Here is an 18,676-nt window from a genome sequence, read left to right on the forward strand (position 1 = left end):
CCGAGGGGCCGGTCGCGCCTGCGCTGAAGAACATGCCGGCGCCAATCACGACGAGCTGTGCCGGACCCGCCGGCATCCGGAAACCGATCGTAAGCAACACGAAGCAGATCAGGCAGAAGGCGACGGCGGTGCTCCACTTCCTTTCCCGCTCATGCTTGCTGAGCCGGTCGGTCAGCACTCCGCACACCACCATGCCGAACGCGGTCGCCAGCACGAACACTGCCGCGCTCATTGCCGCTTTGCCTGTGGACATGCCGTAGTAGCGGTTCAGGAAGCTGGGCATCCATGCCCATACGGCTGCTGGGACCAGCAGATGGATACCGCTGCCGACGTAGGCGCACACGACTGACTTCGTCGAAAAGAGCCCTTTCATCAGCGTGCGAAAGCTCATGCGCACACCGTGGCCCTGCGCTTGCCTGCTCACACTTGCAGGCTGAAGCCGCGCCAGCTGTTTTTCGGTGACGGCAAACCGGTAGAGAATCAGCAGCACGATCCCCAGGGCCGCCATTGCGCCGAACGCCGCGCGCCAGCCCAGGTGAGCCGCGACCGTACCCCCGAGCGCCATGCCCAGCACTGAACCGAACGCCCCTCCGGCCATGAACGCGGCGGTGAGCGTGGAGCGCAGCCGTGCCGGAAAGATGCTGAGCACAACCGCGATGCCGACACTGCCATAGGCGGCTTCACCAATACCGACGAAGGCGCGCGCGAGCAGCATTTCGTTATAGTTCGTCGAGAGCGCACAGCCGAGCGTCGCGAGACTCCACATCGCCGCCATCAGGACAATGCTCTTCACGCGGCCCCAGCGGTCGGCGAGCACCGACAGCGGAAAGGTGAGCACGCCGACCATCAGCGCGACCACACTGCTCAGCGAACCCAGCCGGGTGTCGGAAAGGTTCCATGCGGCCTTGAGCATCGGGAACACCGCATTCAACACCTGCCGCGACATGTAGTCGGAGAGCAGCAACCCCACCGTCAGGGCAAATACCACCCACGCATACGCGCGCACGTCTTTTTGCGTCGTCGAAACATCGGCCGTCGTGGGCTCAGCATGCGTGAACATGAGTCGTCTCCTTCGTGTCCAGCTCGTTGGCGACCGCCTTTGCCTTCCAGCGCAAAGGGGCCTTTATGGATACCGTGCAACCCTCCCCTGCCTACCGGAGAGCCCTACCTTTGAAAACCGGCGTCAGCCGCGCTCCAATCTCTTACGCCGCGCGCAGCGGCAGGTTCTTAACGCCTGCCTTCCGGTTCGGTGCCATGCCGTTGGCCGCGAGTGTCTCGTCGACCGTCTCGTACTGCACGCCGATCTTGTAGATCTCGCGCGCTTCCTTGCCGCTTGCGATCTCGCGGCCCAGTTCGCGGGCCACGCGCACGCACTGCTCGATCTGTTGCACCGAGGTCATGCGGTTGCCGTGCTGGTCGATGATCGTGTCTTCGATGCCGCAGCGCGGGTGCAGGCCCATGGCCATCGCCATCATGTTGAACGGCAGGACGTTCTTCAGCAACGACTCGGCCGTGACCGTGCCACCGTCCGGCGCACGGTGGACGAAGTTGAAGAAGTTGTGCGGGTTCGGACCGTCAAAGCCGCCGCCGATGCCGATCCACGTCAGGTTCAACGGCCCCTTGTAGACGCCCTTGCGCACCAGGCGGTCGAGCGTTTCGAGCGCATGGATACCGGTGAGCTGGAAGTGCGGCTGGATGCCCGATGCCTGCAGGCGGCGCAGGTGTTCCTCGACCCAGGCCGGACCCGCGGGCACCGTCATTTCGCTGTAGGCTGCCATGAGCGCAGGATTGGCCAGCGACGTGCCTTCCAGGTATTCCGGATAGAGCAACTCCATGATGTTCATCTGCGTGGTGTTGATCGCGACCGTCACCTGATCGGGCTTCGGGTCGAGATCGGCCAGCATGTGACGCGTGTCGTCGGACAGCCACTTCGCGGCCTGGCCGTCGTCTTCCGGTGCGAACGAGATCGAACCGCCCACCTGGATGATCATGTCCGGCACGGCCGCGCGCACACCCGCGATGAGTTCGTTGAATTTCGACAGGCGCTTGGAGCCCTTGCCATCCAGTTCACGCACGTGCAGGTGCAGGACGGTCGCGCCGGCGTTGTAGCAATCGACGGCCTTCTGGATCTGCTCCTCCATCGTCACCGGAATGTCTTCCGGGAAATCCTCGGGCATCCATTCCGGGCCGTACGGAGCGGTCGTGATGACAACCTTGTCCTGGTTCTCGGGGTGCAGCGAATCGTCGAGGAATTGCATCGTGTTCTCCAATAGGGGGACGGTATTCCGACGCTCGCGACACGGCTGGCCGCATCAAAACTGGTCGGAACATGATGAACCGTTGAGATCGCACGATACGGCAATCCTGCATTACACTTTTGTGATTGGGCGCCATCCTTTTAGGATTTCATGCCACTGCGCGTTAACACCAGTATGTGCGCGCGGGAGGCATTTGCATTACCGGACGGTAAGGCGCTGCCCGTAAGATGCGTGCGGAGGCATAACGATGGAATCGATGCTGAGCTCGGTAGCCATGAACGGCTACTTCGATGTGACGCGGCGGGTCGGACTGAACCCGGTCGAGCTTGCGCAGCAGGTCGGGATCGATACCTCGGCGCTTGCGAATCCGGACGATCGCATTCAGGCAGCCGCCGCGTGCCGGCTGCTGGAACTTACGGCCGAAAAAGCGTCATGCCCAACTTTCGCGCTGCAAATGGCCGAGACCCGGCAGAAGTTCGGTACCGGTGTGGTCAATGTCCTGCTCGCGCACAAACGCACGCTGCGCGAGGTGTTGCTGGCCACAGCCGAATACCGGCATCTGCTAAACGAAGCCCTGGCGGTGTACGTCGAGGACGCGGGCGAAACGGTCACAATCCGGGAAGAACTGGTCGTCGAACCGGGCACCCCAACGAATCAGGCGATCGAACTCGCGGTCGGTGTCCTCTGGCGCCACTCCAGCGCCCTGCTTGGTGATCACTGGAAACCACGCTCCGTCCATTTTGTGCATCAGGGACCGAAAGACCTGACGTTTCATCGACGGTTCTTCGGCTGTCCGTTGGAGTTCGGCAGCGATTTCAACGGCTTCGTGTGCGCAGCCGCCGATCTCGACTACCCGAATCCCGCCGCTGACCCGGAACTGGTGCGATATGCCGAGAGCCTCGCGGATTCACTCAACGTGACGGGTGTCGATTCGACCGCGCTGGAAGTGCGCAAGGCGATCTACTTGTTGCTGCCCCTCGAGCAGGCCACCGTCGAGCGGGTTGCCCGCCATTTATGTCTGAGCGTTCGCACCATGCAGCGCCAACTTGAACTGGCGCATACCAGCTTCTCGCGTCTGGTCGAGGAAGTCAGGGGCGAACTTGCCGTGCGCTATATGAGCAACCCACGCTATCCCATCGGGCGGGTCTCCGCACTGCTAGGCTATTCACAGCAGGGTTCCTTCACGAACTGGTTTAATGCACGCTTTGGCGTGACGCCGCGTGACTGGCGCAACAGCCATTTGAAATGATCGCGCTGCGCCTTGGGCCTTCGAAGGCTTCGGTCGGAAGCCAGTCGTTAAATCACCGAAAGCTCGCCACCACAAATCGCCTGGAAACCGGCGCAGACATCCGCCGCTCAATAGTCGACTCGTCCGGCGCAGATAGTGCGACGAGGCCTGTCGACCCAGACAGTCGTGTTCATCACCCACGAGCGTCTGGTGCGCGAGCCAAGACGGATAAACCTTCACTGGTCGCGAACGGCTAATAACTCGTCTCGAGTCCATGCAGCAGTTCGAACGTTGCGTTGAGATCGGCGAGATCAATCGGCGCCACCCGATAGCCAATGTACTGGCGATGCGTGACCAATCCTTCGGAGACGAGCACCTTCAGCGCCTCCCGCGAAGGCGTTTTCGATACGTCGAAGGTGACGCACAGTTCCTTTTCGTCGATCCTGGCACCCGACGGCAACTCGCCTTCATCGATCATCACGCGCAGGCGCGCGCCGATCTCAGCAGCCATGCCGCGAGTGCGCACAAACATTGCAACCCGCGCAAATCGAGGACTCATCTGCGACGTCGTCGGAACCGGAATTGGGAGATGGGTCCAGCGAGTCGACCGCTCAAACCCGAGCGATCGTTTAACCCGCTATCGAGCAAAGGCAAGTCATCGCAATTTTGCATTGTCATTAATTTGACTCGCTCTTTAATAAGTTGAAAAAAGGCACTCCATAGACTAGAGTGGTCCGTAACTTCTATCTGCATACCTATTCTAATCTCCAACACGGGAAGCGGATAACAGGCTATCTCGTCATTGATCACGGCGACCCATGGTGGATCAGCTCTAACGTCTTGGTTGTGCCGATCAGCAATCCGAACTAACCATGGCCGCTTTCCGATGCAAGCCAGCGCAATTTATCCTGATACAGATGCGCGAACGGCATATATAGCAGATTTTTATTTGCAAAAGACTCGACTTTATTTCGATCTGCGCCTATATCGAGACGCAAGGTGTGCCCCGTTGTGCCGCATATGAATCTATCGCGATCCAGGTTTTATTCCAGGAAAGGGGATCACTATGCAATCCGCATGCAAGGTGATTGGCAATGTGCGCTATGTTCGCCGCGCCCTGATTGTTTTCACTCTGATCGCGGTCGCTGCATTCCAGCCTGCCGCAGGCCAAAGTTTCATCATCAGGGATCTCGGCGCGCTCCCCGGTGGCTTTAACTACAGCAACGCTCTCGGGATCAACGAGCGCGGCCAGGTGGTCGGCTATTCGATCACCGCGGGCGGGAACACGCACGCTTGTCTGTTTGAAAAAGGGGGGGTGACAGACCTGGGTACGTTCCCCGGTGGCAGCGATAGCACAGCTTTCGCGGTCAACAATCGAGGCCAGGTGGTCGGTTCCTCCAGCACCGCACGCGGGAACTCGCACGCCTTTCTGTTCGAACACGGGGTGATGACCGACCTGGGTACGCTCCCCGGCGGCGACGTCAGCGGAGCTGCCGGGATCAACGAGCGCGGCCAGGCGGTTGGTTTAGCGTCCAACCTACGCGGGTACGTTCACGCTGCTCTGTTTGAAAACGGCGTGGTGACCGACTTGGGCACGCTCCCCGGTGGCAGCGATAGCGGAGCTTTGGGGATCAACAATCGCGGCCAGGTGGTCGGCTATTCGTCCATCGCAGGTGGGTACGCGCACGCCTTTCTGTATGAACACGGGGTGATGACTGACCTGGGCACGCTCCAGGGTAGTAACGGCAGCAGCCATGCTCAGGCGATCAACAATCGCGGCCAGGTGATCGGCATATCGTCTACCGCAAGCGGGGACGTGCACGGCTTTCTGTTTGAAAACGGGGTGATGACTGACCTGGGCACGCTCCCCGGTCGCAACGACAGTAACGCTTTTGGGATCAACAATCGCGGCCAAGTGGTCGGCGAATCGGATGCCGGAACCAACCCGTACTTGCCGCACGCGTTTCTGTTTGAACACGGGGCGATGACCGACCTGGGCACGCTCCCCGGGGACAACTTCAGCGAAGGTGTCGGGATCACCGAGAGCGGCCAGATCGCGGGTAACTCCACGTCGCACGCTATCCTTTGGACACGAGAAAAATGACTGCCGGTCTCTAGTGGTTCACAAATCATGTTGAAATTGCGGGACGAGCATAGCGCGTGGTCTCGCAGCGCTTGCGCCCTGACGTGCTGTGTGTGGAGCGGTCAGTGGCCGCCACTTACTTTTCGCATCCAGGCGGCATGCTTTGGCTGACGACGCGGCAGTTGCCGTGGAAGTGCGACGGTCCGTTTTCCGGGCGAAGCTGCCGTTCGAATGTCCGCGCGGAAGTTGGTGCCAGCGATCGTAGTTGGCCGGACAGCGACCGATACCATCCGGCCTGACCGTAGCCCAAACCTCGGACTGGCTGGCGAGGGCACAGATTTCCGCACTCCGGCCGGCTGCACCCTCACCTTCGATCACTTCTATCTGACGTTGCAGGCTGCCAACGACGGCATAGGCATCGCGATGGGACCGACTGCGCTTGTATCAGACGACCTTGCTGCTGGCCGACTCGGGGCGCCGGAGGCCAGGCGGCACAGATCATCGCGCAGTGCCTGCACTTTTCATAGGAATGCCGCTCGGGTGCGGATTCGCGTCACTCGTGTCCTCGGGGCGCAAGTTACCGTCAGCAAGACTTTCGTCGGCATGCGCGGTGGCCGGGTAACGCTCCGGATAGAAATGACGCTCGGCAACCTGCGCATCGAACGTATGCGACCACTTTGCAATCACGACCGTAGCAAGGCTGTTACCGATCGTGTTGCAGGTGGCAATCGCCATTGACATGAAACGGTAGACACCGAAAATCACCGCGACCCCTTCGACAGGCAGAATGCCGGTCGACGCCACCGTCGCAGCAAACACCACAAACGATCCGCCCGACACCGTGGCGGCACCCTTGGAGGTCAACAGCATCAACAGAAGTAGACCCACCTGATGCTGCAGCGTAATTGGCACGCCATACGCGTGAGCAATGAACAGCACGCCCATCGACATGAACAGGGACGTCCCGTCAAGGTTGAATGCATAACCCGTCGGCAGCACGAGCCCGACAGTCTGCTTCGCGCAGCCAAGCCGCTCGAGTTTGATCAGAAGACGCGGCAGCGCGCTCTCGGACGACGCAGTGCCCAGCACGATGAAGATCTCGTCCTTGATATAGCGCAGGAAGCGCCACAGACTAAAACCTGCCAGCTTCGCGATGATTCCCATGACCACGGCGATGAACAGGATCACGACCGCATAGAAACTGAAAACGAGCTGGGCAAGCGCAATCAGCACAGCAGTACCGTTGCTACCCACCGAATAAGCGACGGCGCCGAAGGTGCCGAGCGGCGCCAGCTTCATCACCAGGTTGATGAACGAGAACAGGACTTCGGAAACAAGATCGAGTCCCTCGTTGATCCTGACTCGGCGGCGTTCGGGAATCGCGAGTATCCCGATACCGACCATCACGGCCAGCACCACCACCTGCAGCAATTCTCCCTTCACGAAGGCGCCGATAAAGTTGTCCGGCACGATGTGCATGACAAACGCGACGAAGCCTTGTGACTCCATCTTTGCAACCACCGGCGGTGCCGCTCCGACGGCGACGGCCGTCATGCCTTTTCCGGTTTGCAGCAGGTTGCCCGCCAGCAGGCCGACTATCAAGGCAATGGTCGACACCACTTCGAAATAGACGATCGAGCGCCATCCCACGCGGCCCGCGCTCTTGACGTCACCAGCCGACGCGATGCCGTGCACGATGGTGAGAAACACCAGCGGCGCAACACCGGCCTTGATAAGCGACAGGAAGATGTCGCCCAGTACCTTAAGCTGCCCACCCACCTTCGGGAAAATCAGACCGACGGCAATCCCGAGAATCAGCCCGACCAGAACCTGCATGCCCAGCTTGCGGTACCACGGAAGTCTTCTGAGTGGCGGAACGTCCGGCGTTTCGTTTGATGCGATATCGTTGTTCATGATGTGTGCTCCTCCACGCCTTTCACTCAGATGCCGCTGGACAATTCGACGGCGCGATCAACCATGTGCGGCGCGAGGCCGAGATAGTTGGCTGGATCGGTCATGCGATCGATCGCCGGGCGGTCGAAATGCGTGGTGACTTCGGGCAGGGCCGCTAGCGCTTCGGCAAGCGTGCCGCCTTTCTCGTTCACGGTACGGCAAGCGTCGTAGACGATATCGTGTGCCTGTTGGCGGCCGGTGAACGGTGCCATTCCCATCATGACCGCCTCCGCGACGATCAATCCTCTGGTGATGCCCAGGTTGTGTTTCATGCGTTCGGTGTCGACGATCAATCCCCCGAGCGCGAACTTCGCCTGATGCAGCGCACCAGCCGAAAGGATGAAGCTCTCGGGAATCGCAATCCATTCCGCGTGCCACGGGCCCGTGGCGCGCTCGAAATCCTGGATCATCGCGTCGACCATAAGACCCGCGTGCTGACGCACCGCTTTCGCCGCGGCAAGCATTAGTTCGCTGGAAATCGGATTGCGCTTTTGCGGCATGGTGCTGCTCGCTCCACGCCCCTTGACGAATGGCTCGTACACTTCAGCGAATTCCGTCGATGCCATGATCATGATGTCGAGCGCGATCTTGCCGAGTGAGCCGGTCACGAGTGCGAGCAGGTTGACCGCTTCGGCGAAACCATCGCGCGCCACGTGCCACGTGGTTGCGGGGACGCCGAGCTTCAGTTCATCGGCGAGCGCCTTCTGAACCTCGAAACCTTTGTCGCTGAGCGAGGCCAGCGTGCCCGCGGCCCCCGCGAATTCGACAACGGCCACCCTCGGACGCAGTTCGGCGAGGCGTTGCTGATGCCGGTCGAACATCGCCAGCCAGATCGCGACCTTGTAGCCAAACGTGACGGGCAACGCCTGCTGCAAGTGCGTGCGGCCCGCCATTGGCGTATCGCGGTGTTTCTTTGCAAGATCGACCAGAATCGTGCGCAGTTCGCGTATGTCGCTGTCGATCACATCGAGCGCATCGCGCACCTGCAGCGAGACCGCCGTATCCATGATGTCTTGTGTCGTCGCGCCCCAATGGACGTAGCGCCCCGCTTCGCCGCACATGCCGACGAGCTGGTGAACGAGCGGCAGAATCGGATAACCCACAATGTCTGTCTCCTCGCGCATGTGATCGAAATCGATCCGCTCGATCGTCGATTGACGGGCGATCACTTCCGCCGCGTCGGCCGGAATCACGCCGACGCGCGCTTCAGCCTTGGCCAACGCCACTTCCACGTCGATATAGCGCTGCACGAGCGCGTAATCGGAGAACAGCGCACGCATCTTCGCCGTGCCGAAGGCGTCACGAAACAGAATTGAATCGACCACGGTGCTGGCCATAGGGATAGTGCGACTCGTCATGACGACCTCTTGGAAGTGCAGGAAACCGGTTTAAAAGGGCCGGGGCAATCGCAAAAATCACCGATATGTCCGGACATAAACAAATTAATATGTCCGGACATGTTGAACAAGCTATGATTTACCCTGGCCTCTGATAAATCGACTGCATCGCCACCGAAAAATGAACAGACCGCACTTCGCCGATATCGCCCGCGACCTGACTCAGGGCATTGCGTCCGGCCGCTATCCGGTGGGCTCGTATCTGCCCACCGAACTTGAACTGCGCGACCACTATCAGACGAGCCGGCATACGGTTCGCGCAGCACTGCATGAATTGCAGCAGTTGGGGTTCGTGTCGCGGCGCAAGAACGCGGGAACGCGCGTCGAATCGGCGCAGCCGAAAAACGAGTTTCGGCCGTCGCTCGCATCGGTGGACGATCTCGTGCAGTTCGGCTCAGAGCACTTGCGTCTCGTGCAATCGACGGAGGAGATCATCGCAAGCGGCAAGCTCGCCAAGACGCTGAAATGTGTCGACGGTGAGCGATGGCTGCGCGTGTCGAGCCTGCGCATCGACGGCGACAGAGAGAGTCCGCCAGTCGGTTGGACCGACGTGTATATCGACCCGGCTTATACGGAAGTCGCAGAGGCTGCGCGAGCTCAACCGGATACGCTGATCAGTTCGTTAATCGAAGCGCGCTATGGTCGCTGCATCGCGGAGATCCAGCAGGACGTGCACGCCGCTCTGATTTCGCAGGAGATGGCGGAAAGGCTGAAAGTCAAGAAGGGGACTGCGGCACTTGAGATTGTGCGGCGCTATCTCGACTCCGCGGGGGAAACCTTCGAGGTGTCGATTAGCGTCCATCCGGCCGAACGCTTCTCGGTTTCGATGCGACTGAAGCGCTCCGACGCTTAGCTTATCGAGTCGACTGAAAACGCTATGTCCTTCTGTGCTTCGAGCACACTCAGGCGCTCAGCCAACGCAGCCCTGATCGAGTCGTAGGCACCGCCGCCAAGCGTCAGGCGTAACGGCGGATGTGCCAGGTCCGCCGCGACGATCATTGCGGTGACCGTCTTGCCGGCATCGCCCCGAATTGCAAAGCTGTTGGACGCGATTGCCCGCCTGACGTCGCCCGCCGGAGTATCGTCGTACTCGGGCATCGGCACCGCGTGATCGAGACCGGCACCGAACTGCGTGCTTGTCGGCCCCGGCTCCACGATCACGAAGTCGATGCCGAATGGCCCCACCTCCTTCGCTACTGACTCGACGAAACCTTCGATGCCCCATTTCGTAGCGTGATAGAGGCTGAAATTCGGATAAGCGATCTGTCCACCTTCGGACGAGACCTGAACGATCCGGCCGCCGCCCTGGCGGCGCAGGTGAGGCAGCGCCGCGCGGATGACCTGAATCGATCCTGTGAGATTGGTGGCAATCTGCCGCTCAATCTGTTCATCGGTCACTTCCTCGGCCGCGCCGAATAGCCCGTAGCCCGCGTTGTTCACGACCACATCGATGCGGCCCATCGCTTCGAATGCGGCGGAGATATTCGTGTGCACCTCGCGGATGTCGGTGACATCGAGTGTCAGCACATGCAACCGGTCGTCGTACTGTTGTTTCAGCTCATCGAGCGCCCCTTCGTGCCGCAGCGTCGCGACGACCCGATCGCCGCGTTGCAGCAGGCGCTCCGCGAGTAGCCGGCCGAGGCCTGACGACGTGCCGGTGATAAACCAGGTCTTCATCATGATGTGTCTCTTCACAGGGTGGATGGAATGGCATTGCCTGATCACCAGTCTAGGTACCCGTCATTGGTCAGAGAAGTCTCTATAGTACGTATGACCCCGTGAAAATTCGCCACCAATGACCAAGCCGACACTTGCCGATCTCACCGCGTTTTCCGCTGTCGCAACGCATCGGAGTTTCCGCCGTGCCGCCGATGCACTCGGCGTTTCGCGCTCCTCGCTAAGTCACGCCATGCTCGCCTTGGAGCGCGAATTGGGCGTACGCCTGCTCAACCGCACGACGCGCAGCGTGTCGCCGACAGAAGCCGGCGAAGCATTGCTCGCTCGGCTTGCACCCGTGCTCCGCGATCTCGACGAAGCACTGGATGCCGTCGCCGATGCGCGCGGCAATCCGAGCGGCACGCTCAGGATCAATGCCAATGAGAGTGCGGCGCGACTGTTATTGAAAACGGTGGTGCTGCGTTTCCTGAAGCGCTTTCCCGGCATGGCGCTCGATCTGGTTGCAGAGGGACGGCTCGTCGATATCGTCGAGCAAGGTTTCGATGCCGGAGTACGGCTTGGCGAGTCGATTCCGCGCGATATGGTGGCGGTGCGCATCAGCGGTGATCTTCGCTTCGTAGTCGTTGCAGCGCCTTTGTATCTCGCCGGTCGAACACCACTCATCACGCCCGACGACCTTCGTAGCCACGACTGCATTCGCCAACGTCTGCCGAGCGGCAAACGCTATCGCTGGGAGTTCCGCAAGCACGGGCAGGAGGTGGCAATCGATGTTCCCGGCGTGCTCACGCTGGATCACAACGGTCTGATGGTCGAGGCCGCATCCGATGGTTTGGGCCTCGCGTATGTACCGGAGTCCACGGCCCGCGACTGGCTGGACGACGGCCGGTTGGTTGCCGTGCTGGAAGATTGGTGCCCGTTCATCCCGGGGCTCTGCCTGTACTATCCCGGGCATCGCCACGTACCTGCTGGTCTGCGGGCGTTCATAGACGTGCTGAGAGAGGTCAATCACTAGCGCGTGTGAATGTTCATCCGAAGAATTTATTGAGATGCCGCACGGTTTCTTCCGGTTGCTCATCTGGAATCCAGTGCCCGGTATTGGGTAGCTTTAACACTGTCGCGTCAGGGGCAGCCGTGCCAAGGAAAGCGGCGAGGAAGTCGTAGCTGATACCGTTGACTTCGGCGTAAGCGTTCGTGAAACCTGGCAGCGTCGCGACAAGGTCGGCGTCGTCGATCGGACCGAGTGATAAAGGAGGCATGTGATTTCCTAGAACATTGTGTTGGCGTTCCTGGAAGAGGCGGGTACCGGCTGCAATACGTCCCAATGCTCCAATATCTTGCCGTCGGCATCGAAGCGGAAAATGTCGACACCCGCAGTTTCCTGACCGGCCCATTCCAGGTAGCGCACGTGCACAAAAGCAAGATCGCCATCTATCGCAATGCGTTTAACCTCGCATGGAATGCGCCCGGCCTGCTTGATGTAGCCCAAGATGCCATCGAGCCCATCTGGAAAAAGCGGATTGTGCTGAATATATGGCCCGCTCACGAAATCCGGATACAGGTTCGCCTGGCCCTTGTTGAAGATCTTCTCGTAGATAGTGTCAAGCACTTGTAGGACGTGATCCCTGTTCATGATTTCGCCTCCGTGTTTTGTAACCCTCATTGGAAGCGTTCTTTGGAAGATGATCCATACCTATATGGTGCTAAAACATAGCAATTCGTCTCATTCTGCTAGGATACGGACATGAATGCGTTGAACGGTTGGTTGAAAGCAGTCCGTGCCGACGGCTTGGTGCTGGTGCGCACACGCGTGGCAGGCCCATGGGGGTTCGAGGTGCAACCTCGCAACGCCGTGGTGTTCCACTTCGTGGCGGAAGGGCGTGCTTTCGTGCGCCAACCCGAGACGAAAACGATGGAATTGCAGGCTGGTGAACTAGTCTTGTTCCCGCGTGGCAGTGCGCATGAAGTGGCGCATTCTGGGCGAGGCAAAGCCATGCCGCTGGAAACGTTCCTGGCTATGCGTGATGGTGTCGTCGACCGCGACCCAAAGGCCACCACGCTGATTTGTGGCCAGTTCGACATAGATCAGCACTTGGCGCTTCCCGCTCTGCGGGCGCTACCACAAGCCGTGTCGCTCCACGCTGGAATGGAACCTGGATGTTCACCGCTATGCGACACGTTGCGGATGCTTCGTAACGAAGTGGAGACGCCGAACTTCGGGAATCAGATCGTGGTTCGTAACCTGCTCTCGTCCTTGTTCGTCTACTTCATGCGCGATTGGGCCGACGCTGCATCTCCGGCAACAAACGACTGGTTTTCGGCGCTGCGTTCGCCGCACATCACACGGGTTCTCGCGCGCATACACGAAGCACCCGAACGTGCGTGGACACTGGAGGATCTCGCCAAAGAAGCTGGTTTGTCGCGCGCTGCGTTCGCCCGCAACTTCAGCAATTCAGTAGGTGAACCACCGCACAGCTATCTAACGCGCTGGCGCATGGGGATTGCCGCTCAACTGCTCGAGCAGACCGATCTGCGACTTCGCGATATCGCCGCGCGCGTTGGATACGAGTCAGAATTTTCCTTCAGCCGCGCCTTCAAATCGACTCGTGGCGTCGCGCCGATTCAGTATCGGCGCGCGAGACTCGATTGTCGCTGAGGGAAGTCCTTGCAAACAGAATCGGCCGATTCCGGTCCGACGCCGAACCCGCATATTCGCGGCGAGGAGGTCGACTACATGATCATCATTCAACTTCGCAGGGATCGATGTGCAGTGGAAATGCGTGTCCACGACGCAATAAACGCGAAGTATCAGCGCGGGCCGTGGCGAAGCCCGATGATGGCGTTGAGCCTGGAGCTGACCTTCATCAGGCGATCGGTGACTGGCTAGCGACGAAAACCGCCAATTGAGCTGCGAAAGCACGTTTGTAGGCGGGCCGCGCTTCGCCGCGGGCGACATAGGCGGAGAGGTTCGGATATTCGTCCAGCAGCCCCGATGCTTTCAACCTCAGTAGCACCGACACCATAATCAGGTCGCCCGCGCTGAACGCACCATCGAGCCAGTCGGCGTTGCCAAGGCGATCGGACAGTTCGCCCAGCCGGTCACGGATGCGATCCTCGACGATAGGCAGGCGCTGCTCGTACCAGGTCTTGTCCCGCTCCATGAATTTGGTGGTCTGGAGATCGAGGATCGGCGGCTCAACCGTGTTGAGCGCGGCAAACATCCATGCGATCGCGCGTGCCCGGGCATGCGCATCGTCAGGCAGCAGGCCTGCGTGGCGCTCTGCGATATGGAACACGATCGCCCCCGACTCGAACAGGACAAGCGTGCCTTCTTCATAGGTCGGGATTTGCCCAAAAGGATGAAGCGCTCGATGCACGGGTTCCTTCACTGCACCGAACGAAACAAGACGAACCTCGTAAGCCTGGCCGACTTCTTCAAGCGCCCAGCGAACACGCATGTCACGCGCCAGTCCTTTGCCGCGATCGGGCGACCGTTCAAAGACGGTGATAACGGGGGTCAGTGGAGGGGGCACGGTGATTTCTCCTTTGCTGGATGTCTCGTTGAGTGCCGGATACGCAACTCCAGCGCTCACCTACTCGACGTTCGAGATTGGGCTAAATCGACATCGCTGAACTAATTTTATTAGACGCCCCAATCGCAGACCATTCTCCGATATGCTGCTTTATGCATTTCATTTAATGGACTTGGCAGAAGTCAAAAATGACGCAGCTATCTAATCTAATTCACTATATCTCTAGTTCTAGCTGCGGAGTCAACCGGCAGTCGTCGAAATTAGGGCGCAAAACCGCCGCCCTATATCAAAGTTAGGCCGACATCCGAACATGCGAGAGGAGAATCATGAGTAAGGTATTCGTCAACATTGGACTTAGCCTCGATGGCTACATGGCACCGGAAGGAATGACCATGGAGAATTGGGACACGCCTGAGTACAAGAACTGGGGCGCCAAGTGGGGTGCGCTGATGGCCTGGATCTTCAATCAACAGTACTTCCGCCAGAACCTCAAGCTCGGACCAGGGGGAGAGACCGGCCCGGTCAATGACCTGCTTCGCAGCACCACGGAGCGCATCGGCGCCAACATTATGGGCAAGCGAATGTTCGAGCAAGGCGAGCGCGCATGGCCGGAGGAGGCTCCGTTTCACACACCGGTATACGTTCTTACGCACGAGAAACGCGAACCCTGGGTGCGCCCGGGTGGGACGATCTTCCACTTCATCAATGACGGGCCGGAGCGTGCCCTTGAGCTGGCTCGGGAATCCGCAGGCAGTCGTGATATTCGTATCGCGGGTGGAGCCGATGTGATCCAGCAATACCTGACCATGGGTGTCGTTGACGAGCTGGAAATCGCCTTGTCACCCGTGTTGTTCGGCGGTGGGCGGCGTCTCTTCGAGAACCTGGGCGAGCCAGGGCCGCAGTTTCGCATTGACAGGGTTCTTGATGGTCCAGCCGCCACACACTTGCGCTATGTGCGTCAGTGAGGGCTGCCTGACAATCGGTTGCGCGGACGGTCCGATTTTCCTCAAACGCGCCAGACCTCGTAGGGCACCGGCTTTCCACGTCTGGAAAGCCGGCGGGTCCAGCCCGCAGTGCCGCATTCCCCACAAACGAAGGGTCAGCATCATTCCGTCAAGCTCACGCGCCTTGTCAGTGATGCAGTAGGCGTGCCGCCTGGGTCGCTCCTGATAGACCCGACGATCGATGAGCCCGTTGTCCTCCATTGTTTTGAGGCGCTGGGTAAGCAGGTTGGGCGACATTCCGGTCTGTGCCTGAATGCCGTCGAAGCGGTCATTCCCCATTCTCAACTCGCGCAGGATCAGGAATTCGCTGTCTTGCCTTAGCTGCGATCAAGACTGCTCAGAGCACCAAAGAATCCTCGCAGGATCGATGTTCGTTGGCGGTTCTTGTCGGGACCTTTGGCCGCGACGAAACGCAATATCAGCGAAGGTAATTCCAGTATCGCGGTCTATCTCATCTGCTGCTTGTAGATTGCCGCGATGACGGGATCATAGATCTCTTACCTTTTATTTGTAGAGCCAAGGCTTATAGGCAATCTCGATGTTGTATCCGTCCGGATCGCCGATGTTCGCCGCGAAGTAGTCGGCACGCCATTCGGGCCGAAGGCTCGGTTCCTTCTTTGAAGTAGCTCCCGCGTCTATCGCCGCCTTGTAGCTGGCCCTGACAGCGTCCGCGCTCCTGGCGGTGAATGCGACGTAAAGGTCTTTGGCGACTTCGCCATTCTTCAGCCAGAAACCCGGATTGCTATTGATCGCGAAACCGTGCAGTTGATCGAATTTGTAGGGCATGTCGATGCCAAGCGGCTCAAGCAGCTTCTTGTAAAATTCGCTCGACCGTTCCAGGTCAGAGACGGGGAGATAAATATGGTCAATCATGGCTTTCCTCTTCTAGTGAAGACAATGTATGCGGACACGATCGTTCTCCTACTTTGTTAATCGATTACCGAAATTCCAATGAAGACCCTTGGGCCGTAGCCCGCGTTATTAACCAAGAAGGCGTTTTACTTGTTGCCGCCGTTCGCGAAGATGATTTCTCCCGTGAGCCAGCCCGCATCATCCGAGGCAAGAAATACGGCCACACGTGCGATGTCCTCGGGTTGGCCGACGCGGCCCAGCGGAGTACTGGCGATTATCTGCTTCTTAAACTCCGCTCCCATGACGCCTGCCGCTTGCGCACCCTCCGTTTCGGTTCCACCGGGACTGAGAGCGTTAACGCGGATTTTCTTGGGGCCGAACTCTTTTGAGAGCACGCGCGTCAAGCCATCGACAGCGCTCTTTGACGCCACGTAGATCGAAAGGGTCGGGTCGGCAGCGACACTCTCCGTCGATCCGATGTTGATAATGCTGCCGCCTTCCGCACCGAAGGCCGGCAAAGCGGCTTCGATCATGAGGAACGTGCCAAGCACATTCGTGTTGAACTGACGGTGAAACTCCTGCTCGCTGAACTGCTCGAAGGGTGCAAACGAGAAGACGCCCGCGTTGTTCACGAGCACATCCAGACGGCCGAAGGTATTTTTCGCCTCCGCGACGAGGCGTTGCGCGTCGGACCTCTGCGCCACGTCGCCTTGCACGGCGATAGCTCGCCCGCCTTTGCCGGTGATCTCACGCACCACCCGTTCCGCGCCCGCTTGATCGCGCACGTAATTCACGATCACCACCGCGCCTTCCGCGCCGAAGGCTTTTGCAATGCCCGCTCCGATTCCTTTTGAAGCGCCTGTCACTATCGCAACCTTATTGTCGAGCCGTTTCATGATGCATCACCTCGTTTGAACACCTCGTTTGTCGGTGATGCAAATCTATCAATTCCACCAGGCGCGGACTAGACGTTAATTTTGGATAGCATCGATCCCATTGAGGAATGGATCAGTCGTCCATTTCGGCGAGCAGCTCAGCCAGAAAGTCAACAAACACGGCGACTTTGCTGGGCAGACTGCGGGACGCGGGTCGCACGGCACTGATCGGAATTCTGGCCGGCTCACAATCGCGCAGGATTCGCCGCACGGTTCCGGCGCGTATGTCGGCCGCAAAAAGCCAGTATGGCGCCTGGGTGATACCGAGGCCGGCAAGGACCGCGGCGCGTTGCTCTTCGCCATCATTGGTGCGAAACGATGCCGCCGCCTGATGGGATACCACCCCAGCGCGGCTGGCGAAGGTCCAGGGTCGCGGTCCATCCCGTGAGACAAAAAACACGCCGTCGTGGCGGTCGAGATCGCTCGGTCGCTTCGGCACTCCTCTGCGTTCCAGATAGTCCGCAGACGCTACGGCGACGAGGGCGAACTCGCTGATCTTGCGTGCGATAAGGCTCGAGTCCGCAAGGGCGCCATTGCGAATGGCGAGGTCGACGCCCTCGTCAACGAGATTGATCGTCCGCTCGGAGACGAGCGACTCGACAACGACCTTGGGATAGCGAACGCGGAACGCAGGGAGTTGCGGCACGACATAGAGTCGAGAGAAGGCGGGCGCGGCGCTGACACGCACCACGCCGGACGGCGAGACCTGTCCCGAACCGATGCGGGATTCCGCTGCCTCGAGATCGCTGATGAGTCGTACCGCAGATTCGTAGAAGTCGCGCCCGGCCTCGGTCAGGCTCAGGCTGCGGGAGGTGCGCATAAGAAGCTGCGCACCGAGATGTTCTTCGAGCGCGGCAACCTGTTTGCTGATCGCCGGCTGCCCTGTCCCAAGCTCACGCGCAACCGCTGAAAAGCTCCCGCTTTCTACGACGCGCACGAATATCTTGATGCCTTCGAGCCGATCCATCCGATCCTCCTACGGGGAATGGGCTATCTTACTAAGGAATAGATCATGCATGATCATGGGCAAATCTATTCCGGAATTGAGGGGGCCTCTCCGGGCCGTTTTGCGGCTCTTGTGACGAAGCATGAGGTAGTTACCTTGGGAAAGCTCGGCGTGTGAGATAGTCAAACCTCACTGAGTGGAGCCTATGGCCACAAAAAATCCATCACACCTGGCGCATTGCCAATGTGGCGCGGTCGAGATCAGCGCCTGGGGTCAGCCCATTATGGTCAATGCGTGCTACTGCGACGACTGCCAGACCGCAGCCCAACGTCTCGCCGCATCCGCCAATTCAGGGCGAGCGTCCAGCGTCGACGGCGGCACGGAGTTCATGGTGTTCCGCCGCGATCGCATTGCCTGCACGCGGGGCGCAGACCGACTCCAGGCGATGAGGCTGACCGCCCCCTCGAAGACCAGACGGATGATCGCAAGTTGCTGCGCAACACCGATGTACATGGCCTTTGACGACAAGCGGCCCTGGGTGTCAGCGTTCCGCCCCCCTTTCGGAGCGGATGCGCCGCCGGTGGAAATGCGGATCTGCACCCGATTCAAACGCTCGGAAGTGGAGGCCGAAGACGGCTTGCCCAGCCATCCCGGATACCCTCCCGCAATGATGGTCCGGATCCTGGCCGTCTGGCCGTTCATGCTGTTCAGCAGGCCGGTCGGCGCTTTGCCGTAGCGCGATTGTTCGATGCCATTGGACTCATTCCCCCGGCACCCTCACCCACCCCTCCATCAACACTCGCGCACTACGAC

Annotated in this window: 18 protein-coding genes and 3 pseudogenes; 8 read left to right on the plus strand and 13 right to left on the minus strand. The window is 59.6% G+C overall.

Going from position 1 to position 18,676, the window contains the following annotated elements:
- A partial coding sequence (locus FSO04_RS41285) for an MFS transporter (protein ID WP_154567145.1) occupies positions 1-1,060 on the minus strand: 1,060 nt, incomplete at its 3' end.
- Positions 1,061-1,202: 142 nt separating this feature from the next.
- Positions 1,203-2,258 carry a beta-keto acid cleavage family enzyme gene (locus FSO04_RS41290; protein WP_154567146.1) on the minus strand — a complete coding sequence of 352 codons (1,056 nt, stop codon included), beginning with the start codon at positions 2,256-2,258 and terminating at the stop codon, positions 1,203-1,205.
- 247 nt (positions 2,259-2,505) lie between these two features.
- Here FSO04_RS41290 and FSO04_RS41295 point away from each other — a divergent pair, with 247 nt between their 5' ends.
- Positions 2,506-3,507, plus strand: a complete 1,002-nt coding sequence (locus FSO04_RS41295) for an AraC family transcriptional regulator (protein ID WP_154567147.1) — start codon at positions 2,506-2,508, stop codon at positions 3,505-3,507.
- Between the two features lie 244 nt (positions 3,508-3,751).
- On the opposite strand, the pseudogene FSO04_RS41300 reads toward FSO04_RS41295, so the two are convergent.
- Positions 3,752-4,045: pseudogene (locus FSO04_RS41300) on the minus strand (GntR family transcriptional regulator); the annotation flags it as partial.
- Positions 4,046-4,552: 507 nt separating this feature from the next.
- Between FSO04_RS41300 and FSO04_RS41305 the strand changes: the two are divergent.
- Together FSO04_RS41305 and FSO04_RS48005 are read left to right on the plus strand one after the other, a co-directional pair.
- Entirely contained in the window at positions 4,553-5,590 is a 1,038-nt protein-coding gene (locus FSO04_RS41305; protein WP_166618366.1) for an HAF repeat-containing protein, read from the plus strand.
- A gap of 295 nt (positions 5,591-5,885) precedes the next feature.
- A pseudogene (locus FSO04_RS48005) lies at positions 5,886-6,091 on the plus strand (transcriptional regulator); the annotation flags it as partial.
- Here the strand turns inward: FSO04_RS48005 and FSO04_RS41310 are convergent.
- A complete protein-coding gene (locus FSO04_RS41310) occupies positions 6,068-7,483 on the minus strand; it encodes a cation:dicarboxylate symporter family transporter (protein ID WP_154567148.1) in 1,416 nt (471 codons plus the stop codon). The pseudogene FSO04_RS48005 and the gene FSO04_RS41310 sit on opposite strands and share 24 nt — an antisense overlap.
- Positions 7,484-7,509: 26 nt before the next feature.
- Positions 7,510-8,880 (minus strand): class-II fumarase/aspartase family protein, encoded by a 1,371-nt coding sequence (locus FSO04_RS41315; RefSeq protein WP_154567149.1) that lies wholly within the window; start codon positions 8,878-8,880, stop codon positions 7,510-7,512.
- A gap of 160 nt (positions 8,881-9,040) precedes the next feature.
- On the opposite strand from FSO04_RS41315, the gene FSO04_RS41320 reads away from it, so the two are divergent.
- Positions 9,041-9,772 carry a GntR family transcriptional regulator gene (locus FSO04_RS41320; protein WP_154567150.1) on the plus strand — a complete coding sequence of 244 codons (732 nt, stop codon included), beginning with the start codon at positions 9,041-9,043 and terminating at the stop codon, positions 9,770-9,772.
- Here FSO04_RS41320 and FSO04_RS41325 read toward each other — a convergent pair.
- Positions 9,769-10,599, minus strand: coding sequence for an SDR family oxidoreductase (locus FSO04_RS41325; RefSeq protein WP_154567151.1), 831 nt, complete (start codon positions 10,597-10,599; stop codon positions 9,769-9,771). The genes FSO04_RS41320 and FSO04_RS41325 overlap by 4 nt on opposite strands.
- Before the next feature lie 115 nt (positions 10,600-10,714).
- On the opposite strand from FSO04_RS41325, the gene FSO04_RS41330 reads away from it, so the two are divergent.
- Complete coding sequence (locus tag FSO04_RS41330) at positions 10,715-11,608, plus strand: LysR family transcriptional regulator (RefSeq protein WP_154567152.1); 894 nt, start codon at positions 10,715-10,717, stop codon at positions 11,606-11,608.
- 13 nt (positions 11,609-11,621) lie between these two features.
- Here the strand turns inward: FSO04_RS41330 and FSO04_RS41335 are convergent, their stop codons facing one another.
- Complete coding sequence (locus FSO04_RS41335; RefSeq protein WP_154567153.1) at positions 11,622-11,852, minus strand: alpha/beta fold hydrolase; 231 nt, start codon at positions 11,850-11,852, stop codon at positions 11,622-11,624.
- Positions 11,853-11,860: 8 nt separating this feature from the next.
- On the minus strand, positions 11,861-12,226 hold the full coding sequence (locus tag FSO04_RS41340) for a nuclear transport factor 2 family protein (protein ID WP_154567154.1): 366 nt from the start codon (positions 12,224-12,226) through the stop codon (positions 11,861-11,863).
- A gap of 111 nt (positions 12,227-12,337) precedes the next feature.
- Between FSO04_RS41340 and FSO04_RS41345 the strand changes: the two genes are divergently transcribed.
- Positions 12,338-13,249, plus strand: coding sequence for an AraC family transcriptional regulator (locus FSO04_RS41345; RefSeq protein WP_154567155.1), 912 nt, complete (start codon positions 12,338-12,340; stop codon positions 13,247-13,249).
- 208 nt (positions 13,250-13,457) lie between these two features.
- Here FSO04_RS41345 and FSO04_RS41350 read toward each other — a convergent pair whose 3' ends face one another.
- Positions 13,458-14,114 carry a glutathione S-transferase family protein gene (locus tag FSO04_RS41350; protein ID WP_154567163.1) on the minus strand — a complete coding sequence of 219 codons (657 nt, stop codon included), beginning with the start codon at positions 14,112-14,114 and terminating at the stop codon, positions 13,458-13,460.
- 338 nt (positions 14,115-14,452) lie between these two features.
- Here FSO04_RS41350 and FSO04_RS41355 point away from each other — a divergent pair, with 338 nt between their 5' ends.
- On the plus strand, positions 14,453-15,091 hold the full coding sequence (locus tag FSO04_RS41355) for a dihydrofolate reductase family protein (protein WP_154567156.1): 639 nt from the start codon (positions 14,453-14,455) through the stop codon (positions 15,089-15,091).
- Between the two features lie 117 nt (positions 15,092-15,208).
- Here the strand turns inward: FSO04_RS41355 and FSO04_RS48915 are convergent.
- The 4 genes and pseudogenes from FSO04_RS48915 to FSO04_RS41375 form a co-directional block, all read right to left on the minus strand.
- A pseudogene (locus FSO04_RS48915) lies at positions 15,209-15,430 on the minus strand (winged helix-turn-helix transcriptional regulator); the annotation flags it as partial.
- Between the two features lie 204 nt (positions 15,431-15,634).
- On the minus strand, positions 15,635-16,003 hold the full coding sequence (locus tag FSO04_RS41365; protein WP_154567158.1) for a VOC family protein: 369 nt from the start codon (positions 16,001-16,003) through the stop codon (positions 15,635-15,637).
- A 125-nt stretch (positions 16,004-16,128) separates the two neighbouring features.
- Positions 16,129-16,878: an SDR family NAD(P)-dependent oxidoreductase gene (locus FSO04_RS41370; RefSeq protein WP_154567159.1), complete on the minus strand. Its 750-nt coding sequence runs from the start codon at positions 16,876-16,878 to the stop codon at positions 16,129-16,131.
- 112 nt (positions 16,879-16,990) lie between these two features.
- Entirely contained in the window at positions 16,991-17,884 is an 894-nt protein-coding gene (locus FSO04_RS41375) for a LysR family transcriptional regulator (protein ID WP_154567160.1), read from the minus strand.
- A gap of 184 nt (positions 17,885-18,068) precedes the next feature.
- Here FSO04_RS41375 and FSO04_RS41380 point away from each other — a divergent pair, with 184 nt between their 5' ends.
- Positions 18,069-18,599, plus strand: a complete 531-nt coding sequence (locus tag FSO04_RS41380) for a GFA family protein (RefSeq protein ID WP_154567161.1) — start codon at positions 18,069-18,071, stop codon at positions 18,597-18,599.
- Positions 18,600-18,676: the final 77 nt, after the last annotated feature.

Source organism: Paraburkholderia madseniana (genome assembly GCF_009690905.1).
GTDB lineage: Bacteria > Pseudomonadota > Gammaproteobacteria > Burkholderiales > Burkholderiaceae > Paraburkholderia > Paraburkholderia madseniana.

What these genes read in the sequence shown, in the direction of transcription:
- FSO04_RS41290 (WP_154567146.1), bottom strand. Translation starts at nt 2,258, where the DNA reads ATGCAATTCCTCGACGATTCGCTGCACCCCGAGAACCAGGACAAGGTT.
- FSO04_RS41295 (WP_154567147.1), top strand. Translation starts at nt 2,506, where the DNA reads ATGGAATCGATGCTGAGCTCGGTAGCCATGAACGGCTACTTCGATGTG.
- FSO04_RS41305 (WP_166618366.1), top strand. Translation starts at nt 4,553, where the DNA reads ATGCAATCCGCATGCAAGGTGATTGGCAATGTGCGCTATGTTCGCCGC.
- FSO04_RS41310 (WP_154567148.1), bottom strand. Translation starts at nt 7,483, where the DNA reads ATGAACAACGATATCGCATCAAACGAAACGCCGGACGTTCCGCCACTC.
- FSO04_RS41315 (WP_154567149.1), bottom strand. Translation starts at nt 8,880, where the DNA reads ATGACGAGTCGCACTATCCCTATGGCCAGCACCGTGGTCGATTCAATT.
- FSO04_RS41320 (WP_154567150.1), top strand. Translation starts at nt 9,041, where the DNA reads ATGAACAGACCGCACTTCGCCGATATCGCCCGCGACCTGACTCAGGGC.
- FSO04_RS41325 (WP_154567151.1), bottom strand. Translation starts at nt 10,599, where the DNA reads ATGATGAAGACCTGGTTTATCACCGGCACGTCGTCAGGCCTCGGCCGG.
- FSO04_RS41330 (WP_154567152.1), top strand. Translation starts at nt 10,715, where the DNA reads ATGACCAAGCCGACACTTGCCGATCTCACCGCGTTTTCCGCTGTCGCA.
- FSO04_RS41335 (WP_154567153.1), bottom strand. Translation starts at nt 11,852, where the DNA reads ATGCCTCCTTTATCACTCGGTCCGATCGACGACGCCGACCTTGTCGCG.
- FSO04_RS41340 (WP_154567154.1), bottom strand. Translation starts at nt 12,226, where the DNA reads ATGAACAGGGATCACGTCCTACAAGTGCTTGACACTATCTACGAGAAG.
- FSO04_RS41345 (WP_154567155.1), top strand. Translation starts at nt 12,338, where the DNA reads ATGAATGCGTTGAACGGTTGGTTGAAAGCAGTCCGTGCCGACGGCTTG.
- FSO04_RS41355 (WP_154567156.1), top strand. Translation starts at nt 14,453, where the DNA reads ATGAGTAAGGTATTCGTCAACATTGGACTTAGCCTCGATGGCTACATG.
- FSO04_RS41365 (WP_154567158.1), bottom strand. Translation starts at nt 16,003, where the DNA reads ATGATTGACCATATTTATCTCCCCGTCTCTGACCTGGAACGGTCGAGC.
- FSO04_RS41370 (WP_154567159.1), bottom strand. Translation starts at nt 16,878, where the DNA reads ATGAAACGGCTCGACAATAAGGTTGCGATAGTGACAGGCGCTTCAAAA.
- FSO04_RS41375 (WP_154567160.1), bottom strand. Translation starts at nt 17,884, where the DNA reads ATGGATCGGCTCGAAGGCATCAAGATATTCGTGCGCGTCGTAGAAAGC.
- FSO04_RS41380 (WP_154567161.1), top strand. Translation starts at nt 18,069, where the DNA reads ATGGCCACAAAAAATCCATCACACCTGGCGCATTGCCAATGTGGCGCG.